This is a genomic window from Rhodococcus sp. T2V, assembly GCF_029269925.1.
GTDB lineage: Bacteria > Actinomycetota > Actinomycetes > Mycobacteriales > Mycobacteriaceae > Rhodococcus_F > Rhodococcus_F koreensis.
In genome coordinates this window covers 42,918-52,091 of the sequence record NZ_JARJBD010000072.1, presented here as the reverse complement: position 1 = coordinate 52,091, position 9,174 = coordinate 42,918, and the positions used below count along the sequence as shown (strand labels likewise).

The 9,174-nt window shown below is 68.0% G+C and carries 9 protein-coding genes; 5 read left to right on the top strand and 4 right to left on the bottom strand.

What is annotated here, in order from left to right:
• Positions 1 to 104 precede the first annotated feature (104 nt).
• Positions 105 to 1,010, bottom strand: a complete 906-nt coding sequence (locus P3H15_RS39150; protein ID WP_276142169.1) for an IclR family transcriptional regulator — start codon at positions 1,008 to 1,010, stop codon at positions 105 to 107.
• A 115-nt stretch (positions 1,011 to 1,125) separates the two neighbouring features.
• On the opposite strand from P3H15_RS39150, the gene P3H15_RS39145 reads away from it, so the two are divergent.
• Together P3H15_RS39145 and P3H15_RS39140 are read left to right on the top strand one after the other, a co-directional pair.
• Positions 1,126 to 2,049, top strand: coding sequence for an oxygenase MpaB family protein (locus tag P3H15_RS39145; RefSeq protein ID WP_276142168.1), 924 nt, complete (start codon positions 1,126 to 1,128; stop codon positions 2,047 to 2,049).
• Between the two features lie 116 nt (positions 2,050 to 2,165).
• A complete protein-coding gene (locus P3H15_RS39140; protein ID WP_276142167.1) occupies positions 2,166 to 2,567 on the top strand; it encodes a hypothetical protein in 402 nt (133 codons plus the stop codon).
• Positions 2,568 to 2,589: 22 nt separating this feature from the next.
• On the opposite strand, the gene P3H15_RS39135 is transcribed toward P3H15_RS39140, so the two are convergent.
• Together P3H15_RS39135 and P3H15_RS39130 are read right to left on the bottom strand one after the other, a co-directional pair.
• On the bottom strand, positions 2,590 to 3,270 hold the full coding sequence (locus tag P3H15_RS39135) for a TetR/AcrR family transcriptional regulator (protein ID WP_276142166.1): 681 nt from the start codon (positions 3,268 to 3,270) through the stop codon (positions 2,590 to 2,592).
• 36 nt (positions 3,271 to 3,306) lie between these two features.
• Positions 3,307 to 4,152, bottom strand: a complete 846-nt coding sequence (locus P3H15_RS39130) for an SDR family oxidoreductase (RefSeq protein WP_276142165.1) — start codon at positions 4,150 to 4,152, stop codon at positions 3,307 to 3,309.
• Positions 4,153 to 4,193: 41 nt separating this feature from the next.
• Here P3H15_RS39130 and rraA point away from each other — a divergent pair, with 41 nt between their 5' ends.
• On the top strand, positions 4,194 to 4,664 hold the full coding sequence (gene rraA, locus P3H15_RS39125; protein ID WP_276142163.1) for a ribonuclease E activity regulator RraA: 471 nt from the start codon (positions 4,194 to 4,196) through the stop codon (positions 4,662 to 4,664).
• 153 nt (positions 4,665 to 4,817) lie between these two features.
• Here rraA and P3H15_RS39120 read toward each other — a convergent pair whose 3' ends face one another.
• Entirely contained in the window at positions 4,818 to 5,045 is a 228-nt protein-coding gene (locus P3H15_RS39120; RefSeq protein WP_276142162.1) for an RNA-binding S4 domain-containing protein, read from the bottom strand.
• A gap of 110 nt (positions 5,046 to 5,155) precedes the next feature.
• On the opposite strand from P3H15_RS39120, the gene lysX reads away from it, so the two are divergent.
• Entirely contained in the window at positions 5,156 to 8,497 is a 3,342-nt protein-coding gene (gene lysX / locus P3H15_RS39115; RefSeq protein ID WP_276142161.1) for a bifunctional lysylphosphatidylglycerol synthetase/lysine--tRNA ligase LysX, read from the top strand.
• Positions 8,494 to 9,174: a DUF998 domain-containing protein gene (locus P3H15_RS39110; protein ID WP_072942827.1), complete on the top strand. Its 681-nt coding sequence runs from the start codon at positions 8,494 to 8,496 to the stop codon at positions 9,172 to 9,174. Before lysX ends, P3H15_RS39110 begins: the two co-directional genes overlap by 4 nt.

The following is a 9,174-nucleotide window of genomic DNA, read 5'->3' as shown; positions in this document are numbered from 1 at the left end:
CCGGCCTCGCCGTCGAACCCGGCTCCGCCATCACCCAGGGCACCGTCCTCGCCGAGCTCAAGTAGCTTGTGAGTACTTGTTAACCGCCCGCGGTTAACAAGTACTCACGGGTGGCGGCCGTGCATGGCGGTCGTCACCCGGGCCGCGGCGTCGCGGACCAGTTCACCGATTTCCGCCGTGCGTACCCCCGACATCGGCCGGGACGCATCGGCGACGCACAGCACGACCGCAGGTTCACCGTCGCGGTCGAACGCCGCCGCGTTGATCGACAGCGGCTGGTAGCTGCCCTCCGGGTCGATGTCACCGACCACCGCATCCGCCGACAGCAGTTTGCGCGCCTCCCGCAGCGCGACGGTCGAGCGGTGCCCTCCCACTCCGCGACCGCGGAGTTCCGACACTGCATCTGCCAGCGAATGCTGTTGCTGCTGCATGCATTCCATCGCGTATCCGCGCTCTCGAACGAGCGCGAGAGCCGGCTCGTACGTCGCGCGCAGCACGTCCACGTCGACACCCAGGCTCTGCCCGCCGAGGGCATACCACTCGTCGCACTGCTCCTGCGGATACCAGGCCGCGATCCCCGAACCGATCGGCGGCACCAGCAGCACCTTGTCGCCGAGGCGCAACCCGAGGGTTCCCCGGCGCCCGCCGACCGGTTGCACCACCTCCGCCACCACCACGTCGCTTCCCGATTGCACGAACGCGATGGACGCCATGTCGGACGCGTCGGCCAGTTCGTGCATCACCGACCGCGCGAGGTCGACGACGTCCGTCGCCGTCTCCGCGGCCCGCCCGACCGGGATCAGCGCGGGACCGAGACGGTAGGTCTTGCGGGTGGGGTGCCGGATCAGCCAGCCGGCCTCCGTCAAGGCGACGACCATCGGATAGCAGGTGGCCTTCGCGACGCCGAGGTGCCGGGCGATGTCGGCGAGGCTCCGGGGCGTCTCCGGCTCGTCGGCGAGGAGTTCCGTCAGCATCACGATGCGGTCGGTCTGGGGCGAATTTCGTGCCATGTGTTTGCATAATGCCACTCTGGCGTCGCACTGTGACAGGGGATACAGTCGAGCCATCTGAACGATCGCTAAATTGCCTGGCCATCTGTCACAGCCGCTGCAGGAAGTGAAACTCATGAAACGCTTCGACCTACGTCGCCGGACCGACCGCCTCGACCCCGAGACGCAGTACGAAGAGATCGCCCGGATTCTCGCAACGCAGGAATTTCCCTGGGACATCAACCAAGCCCTCAGCTTCGCGCTGTTCCGGACATACGCGGTACCCACCATCGGCAGGCTGCTGTTCGAGACCGGCGAATTCACCGAACGCGTGCAGAAACGCTACGACGACACCGGCCTGATCCTCGACGCGGTCCTCGAAAACGGCCTCACCAGCGACCCCGGCCGCGCCGGCATCCGACGGATGAACCAGATGCACGGCTCCTACGACATCTCCAACGACGACATGCGGTACGTCCTGTCGACGTTCGTGGTGATCCCGGAGCGCTGGATCGAGGACTTCGGCTGGCGGAAGCTCACCCGCAACGAGATCGTCGGTACCACCAATTACTACCGTGCCCTCGGCAAGTACATGGGCATCAAGGAGATTCCCGAGACCTTCGAGGCGTTCGAGAAGTTCCTGGACGACTACGAGCGGGAACACTTCCTCTTCGACTCGGGCGGCCGCGCCGTCGCCGACTCCACACTCGACCTCCTCTGCACGTTCCCGCCGAACAATCTCGCACCCGCCGCCCTGATCAAACGGTTCTCCTGGGCCCTGATGGACGATCCGCTTCTCGACGCGTTCGCCTACCGTCGGCCGTCCCGCCTCGCGCGGACGCTGTCCCGGGGTGCGCTGAAGGCCCGCGCCCGGCTCGTCCGGTTCTATCCCGTGCGCACCGTGCCCAAGTTCGCCCGCGACCTGCCCAACATTCGCAGCTACCCGAACGGGTACGAAGTGGAGAAACTGGGCACCTTCCCCCGAACCTGCCCCGTGCAGCACACCAACGGTACGGTCGCGCCGGAAAACACCTCATCCCGAACCGCTTTGGACGCCTGATCGACGTAAAGCCGTGTGTTCGAACTATTCTCGGACACACGGCGAATGGGGATGGGTAACTCCCGGTTCTGCCGTAACGTGGCTGCGCGTAGCGACCGTCGACAGGAAGGGATTTTGTGAACTTCTCGCGAGGGACCCTGACCATTGCCGCACTGGCAGGAGCGGCCTCACTCGCTCTGGCCCCCACGGCAACCGCCGCCACCACCTACCAGATCACCGTCATTCCGCCGATCGGCACCGTCCGCGCCAACAATCTGGTGACGCTCGGCGCGCTGGTCACCCCCACCCCGACCGGCACGGACGGCACCACCCCGGTCGAGCTGGAACTCACCGACCCCTCCGGCGACGTGACCGCGCGGTCGATCCCCCTGACCCTGGGCGCCGGGACCGCCGCGATCCGGACCCACGAGGCCGGCCGCTACACCGCCGTCTTCACGTTCGCCCCACCGAACGGCGAGCCGACCGAGACGACGGCGCAGTTCGACGCCGTCGGATCCGGGCTGGGACTGGGGAGCTGACGGCCCCGGGGCGCATCGCCGGTCAGACGTCGGCGGTGCGCCTCTTCTTCGGCTTGACGGGAAGCTCGGTGGAGCCGACCGTCTTCATGGCGATCTCGACATACTTGCGGGCCACGGCGTCCGGGGTCAGCTTGCCCTCGGCGTGATACCAGCGCGGAATCGACTGGCACATACCGAGAAGCGCCCGCGTCGTCTCCGCGGCATCCGCAACGTCGAACAGCTCCCGCTTCTTGCCTTCCTTGACGATCTCGAGGACCAGTTCCTCCACACCCTTGCGGACCGTGCGGTACCGCTGCCGATTCTCCGGGCTCAGGTACCGGACCTCGCTCTCGAGCGCCGCCAGCCGGGACCGCATGGTCATCCGCAGCACGATCGCCTCGATCACATTGGCGAGCCGCTGCACCGGATCGTCGCCGCCGTCGGCGCTCGCGGCGTGGGCCCGCTCGAGGACGTCGCTGGTGGACAGCTCGAGAAGCGCGAGGAGAACAGCCTCCTTGTTCTCGTGGTGGTAATAGAGAGCGGGTACCGTGACACCGACTCGGCGGGCGATGTCGCGCACCGACGTGCCGTGGAAGCCGTGTTCGTAGAACGCGTCGAGGGAGGCGCTGAGGATCGGCGTCAACTTCGTGGGTTCGAGGCGGCGCCAGTCTGCCGCGTTGCCGACCTCGACGGGCGGCGTCGCACCCTTGGATGAGCTGACCATCAAAGACCTATCTACCGCTCGCTATGCCAGGACGGGTCAAGTGTAGCTGTAAAGGTAGTCGGCGAAGCTCTGCGGCGGGCGCCCGGTGAGCGCCTCGACGTCGCCCGTCACCACCGCCAACTCGCCGGCCGCGATCGCTGCGTACGAGGTCACCCACCCTGCGACCTCGAATTCCGGCGCCCCGTAGTGGGCCCGCGACGCGTACGCCTCGTCCAGGGTCTCGTTCTCGAAACGCACCGAACGTCCGGTCACCCTCGTGATCGTCTCCGCGGCCTCGGTGAGGGTGAACGCGTCCGGTCCCGTCAGTCGGTAGGTGACGCCGTCGTGGTCGCCGTTCCCGGTGGTGAGGACGGCCGTCACGGCGTCGGCGACGTCGTCGGGCGCCACCGCGCTCACCCGGCCGTCCCCGGCCGGTCCCCGGATGACTCCCTGATCGTCGGCCATCAGCGGAATCATCGACTGATACCAGCCGTCCTGCATGAACGTGAACTTCAGGCCGCTCTCCCGGATGTGCTGCTCCGTGAAGTAGTGGTCGCGGCCGAACGTGAACGTGCACTCGGGCGCCGCACCCAGAAACGACAGGTAGACGATCCGCTCCACCCCGGCGGCACGGGCCGCGTCCACGGCGGTGCGGTGCTCTTCGCGCCGGGTCGCGCTCTCGTGACCCGAGACGAGGAACAGCAACCGGACGCCGTCCAGCGCGGCCGTCATCGCCGGACCGTCCGCGTATGTGGCCACGGCGAACCCGGAGTCGAAATGCTCGGCCAGTGGCCCCAGCCGCTGCGCGCTCCGCCCGATCAGCCGCACACCGGCGCCGCCGCCGAGCCGCTCGAGCACCTTGCCGCCGATGGACCCGGTGGCTCCTGTCACTGCGATGGTCATGGCCCGAATTCTCCCAGCGCCGGCCCTCTATCCTGGCGCGTATGACTGAACCCGTGGCAACCGCTGACCTGGCAGACGAGATCGGACCCGACATCCGGAGCTGCGACACGCAGTTCATCCAGTTCGGCGGCCGTGAAGTGTTCTCCGGCCCCATCACCACCATCAAATGCTTCCAGGACAACCTGCTGGTCAAGCAGACCCTCAGCGAGCCCGGCAACGGCGGCGTCCTCGTGGTCGACGGCGACGCCAGCATCCACACCGCCCTGGTCGGCGACATCATCGCCGGCCGCGGCGTCGACAACGGCTGGGCCGGCGTGATCGTCAACGGCGCGGTCCGCGACTCGGCGATCCTGAAGACCCTGGACATCGGCGTCAAGGCACTCGGCACCAACCCCCGCAAGAGCACCCAGACCGGCTCCGGTGAGAAGAACGTCCCGATCGAGATCGGCGGCGTGACGTTCAACCCCGGCGAGACCGTGTACAGCGATCAGGACGGCGTCGTCGTCCGCTGATCCCGCCGGGACCCGAGCGGCGGAGTCGGTCTCCATCGGGACCGACCCTCCGCGAGGCGTGCCGGACCGGCCCCGACGCGCTCGAATGTGCCTGTCTCGCGTCGGGTTCCGTCGCCGAGGCACGGTTCCTGCAGCGGTTCGCGACGCGGGCCGTCAGGACTGAGAACTCACCCGAGCCGCCATCCCACCGATCTCCACGACGTCCCCGTCCCGCAACTGCCGACCCCGCCGCACCTCGACCTCACCGTTCACCGACACGAGTCCGTCGGCGATCACTTCCTTCGCCTCGGCCCCCGACTCGATGAGGTTGGCGAGCTTCAGGAATTGGCCGAGACGGATGGATTCGTCGCGGATCTGCACGGCGTCGTGAATGTCGGACATGCCTCTATCTTCCCTCTTCACCCAAATCGCGGCCCAACGGCTCACACTGAACACTGGAACATCTGTCTCCCGTGATCGGTACGTATCTCTTGCCGGGAAGGAAACGCTCGATGTCAGCTAGCACCGAGACACACCACGCGTCCGAGGCCGACCTCACCGCACCACGGCCCCGACCCGCACTCGGCTCGAAGAACGGGCGCCTGCACCAGGTTCCCCACATCGCGGGACTGATCCTGGGCGTCTTCTCGGTGCTCGTATTCCTGTGGAGCATCTCGCCGGTACTGCGCTACTACGTGCACGTGCCGCGGGAGTACATCGACACCTACTACTTCGACGCTCCCGACACCAGCCTGTCGTGGGCGCTGGTGGTCGCGCTGCTCGCTGCGGCGCTGGCGAGCCGCAAGCGCATCGCCTGGTGGCTGCTGACGATCTATCTGACTCTGATCCTGATCACCAACGTGATCGTGAGCATCACCGACCGGAACGTGAACGCGATGGTCGCCGCCGTGGTCCAGGTGGTGCTGATCGGAATCCTGATCGCGGCCCGGCCCGAGTTCTACACCCGGGTCCGGCGCGGCGCAGGCTGGAAAGCGCTGGGTGTGCTCATCGTCGGTCTCGCCATCGGCACCCTCGTCGGGTGGGGACTCGTCGAATTGTTCCCCGGCACGCTGCCGCAGGGCGAGCGTTTCCTGTGGGCGCTCAACCGCGTGACCGCGCTCGCCGCCGCCGACAACGAACAGTTCAGCGGTCGACCACACGGATTCGTCAACACCCTCCTCGGCCTGTTCGGCGCGATCGCCCTGCTGGCCGCCGTCATCACCCTGTTCCGGGCCCAGCGCTCCCACAACGCGCTCACCGGCAACGACGAATCGGCGCTGCGCGGACTGCTGTTGCAGTACGGCGCCGACGACTCCCTCGGCTACTTCGCCACCCGCCGCGACAAGGCCGTCGTGTTCGCCCCCAGCGGGAAAGCGGCCATCACGTACCGTGTCGAACTGGGCGTGTGCCTGGCCAGTGGCGATCCGATCGGCGACCCGGAGGCGTGGCCGCACGCGATCGAGGCGTGGCAGGCGCTCGCGTCCCAATACGGTTGGGCCACCGCCGTGATGGGCGCCAGCGAAACCGGGGCCACCGCCTACAACAAGGCCGGTCTCACCGTCCTCCAACTCGGCGACGAAGCGATCCTCCGCACCCGCGAGTTCAACCTCAGCGGACGCGACATGCGGCAGGTCCGCCAGGCCGTCACCCGGGTCCGCCGCCAGGGCGTCACCGTCCGGATCCGCAGGCACCGCGACGTTCCCCCCGAGGAGATGGCCGAGGCCATCCGGCTCGCGGACGCGTGGCGCGACACCGAGACCGAGCGCGGCTTCTCGATGGCTCTCGGCCGGCTCGGTGACCGCCTCGACGGCGACTGCCTGCTCGTGGAGGCCATCGCCGAGGACGGCGAAATCGACGGCATCCTGTCGCTGGTTCCGTGGGGGCCCACGGGCGTCTCCCTCGACCTGATGCGCCGCAAGCCGACCTCCCCCAACGGCGTGGTCGAGCTGATGGTGTCCGAACTGGCCACCACCTCCGACCAATTCGGCATCACCAGGGTGTCGCTGAACTTCGCGGTGTTCCGCTCGGTCTTCGAGGAAGGTTCCCGCATCGGGGCCGGACCCATTCTGCGGATCTGGCGCTCGATCCTCGTGTTCTTCTCCCGCTGGTGGCAGCTCGAGGCGCTCTACCGGTCCAACGTGAAGTACCAGCCGGAGTGGGTGCCGCGGTTCCTCTGCTTCGAGGACAACCGGCAATTGCTGCGGGTCGGATTCGCCTCGGCCGTCGCGGAAGGATTCGTGACGCTGCCCCGGTTCGGCCGGTCCGGAACCCACGACGCCATCGCGCACACCGGCCACCACGCCGCGGTTCCCGCCGCACTCGTCGCCGCCGAGGGACTCCACTCCGACGGCAGCGCACCCGGCGAGGGCCTCGCGCCGACGGCGACCGGACCGAAACGTCCCGAGCAGGTCCGCGTCCGGCTCGACAAGTTGGCCGGCCTCGCGGAACAGGGCATCGACCCGTACCCGGTCGCGTATCCGCCCTCCCACACGGTGACCGAGGCCGTGGAGTCGCCGGAGGGAACGACGGTCCGCATCGCGGGCCGCCTGCTCCGGATCCGCGACTACGGCGGCGTCGTGTTCGCCGTGGTCCGGGACTGGTCCGGCGACATCCAGATCCTCGTCGACGAGGCCCGGGTGGGTACCGACCGCATCCGGGCGTTCGCCGCCGAATTCGACCTCGGTGACCTCGTCGAGGTCGCCGGCGTCATCGGATACAGCCGCCGCGGAGCGCTGTCGCTGCTCGCGAACGAGTGGCGCATGACCGGCAAGTGCCTGCACCCCCTGCCCGACAAGTGGAAGGGCCTGTCCGACCCGGAGACCCGGGTGCGGCAGCGGTACGTCGACCTCGCCATCAACTCCGACGCCCGCCGCCTGCTCGAGGCCCGCAGCGCCGTCGTGAAGTCGCTGCGCGATTCGCTCGGCGGCCGCGGCTTCCTCGAGGTGGAGACCCCGATCCTGCAGCAGGTGCACGGCGGAGCCAACGCGGCCCCGTTCCTCACCCACATCAACGCCTACAACCTGGACCTGTATCTGCGGATCGCGCCGGAGCTGTATCTCAAACGGCTGTGCGTCGCGGGCATGGAGAAGGTGTTCGAGATCGGCCGCGTCTTCCGCAACGAGGGCGTCGATTTCAAGCACAACCCGGAATTCACGATCCTCGAGGCGTACGAGGCGCACAGCGACTACGAGAAGATGATGGTCCTGTGCCGGGAGCTCATCCAGACGGCGGCGGTCGCGGCGTACGGGCGCGAGATCATCATGCGGCCGGGACCCGACGGCGCGCTGGTGGAGGTCGACATCTCCGGCGAATGGCCCGTCAAGACGATGCACCAGGCCGTCGCCGAGAAACTCGGCGTCGACGTCTCCCCCGAGACGCCGCTCGCGGAACTGCAGCGACTGTGCGACGAACACGAGATCCCGTACCAGTCGGCGTGGGACGCCGGCGCCGTGGCGCAGGAAATGTACGAGCACCTGGTGGAGGACTACACCGAGTTCCCCACGTTCTACACCAACTTCCCCACGTCGATGTCGCCACTGACGCGGCCGCATCCCACGATCCCGGGAGTCGCGGCCAAATGGGACCTCGTCGCATGGGGCATCGAACTCGGCACCGCGTACAGCGAACTCACCGACCCGGTGGATCAGCGGAACCGGCTCACCGAGCAGTCGATGCTCGCGGCCGGCGGCGACGAGGAGGCGATGGAACTCGACGAGGACTTCCTGCAGGCCCTCGAGCACGCCATGCCGCCGACCGGTGGGCTCGGCATGGGCGTCGACCGGGTGGTCATGCTCATCACCGGCGGAAGCATCCGCGAAACCCTCGCGTTCCCCCTGGCCAAGCCGAGGCAATGACCGCCCGTGGCCGGGTTGCCGTCGCGGCTCTGCTGATCCTCGGCGCTGTCGGCTACGCGTCGTGGCTGCTCGAATTCGTCCTCGACACCGGCATCGATCCGCTGCGGGGGTTCGCGAGCGAACTCGCGGCCGCGGACCAGCCGTACGGATTCTGGTTCCGCACCGGCGACCTGCTGACCGGATGCATCGTCGCCGTGGCCGGGGTCCTCGGACTGTCGCGGTACTCGCAGGGCTGGGTGACGGCGGTCGGGTGGATCGCGCTGATCGTGTTCGCATTCGCGACCGTCGCCGATTCGCGCCTGCCGATGAGTTGCGCGGCCACCAACGACCCCGTCTGCGCCGCGCGTGAGGCCGGTGGACACCTGCCGCTCACCCACGATCTGCACGCCATGACCAGCGCGTCCGCGTCGACGGGAGCCGTGGTGTCGTGCCTCGCGTTCCTGTTGGCCGCGTTCCGCTACCGCTGGCCGACGTGGTTGAAAATTACCGGCGTGGCCGTGGCGACGGTGTTCGTCGGGGGCACGGTGTGGACGCTGACGGCCGCCGGGTTGCGCGGCCAACAGGACGCCTGGCTCGGACTCGGCCAGCGCGTCCAGTTGCTCGCGTTCTGCGGCTGGCTGATCTTCGTGGCGCTCAGCGTGATTCACGTCACCCCGGAAAGGGATGGTTCCACGTGA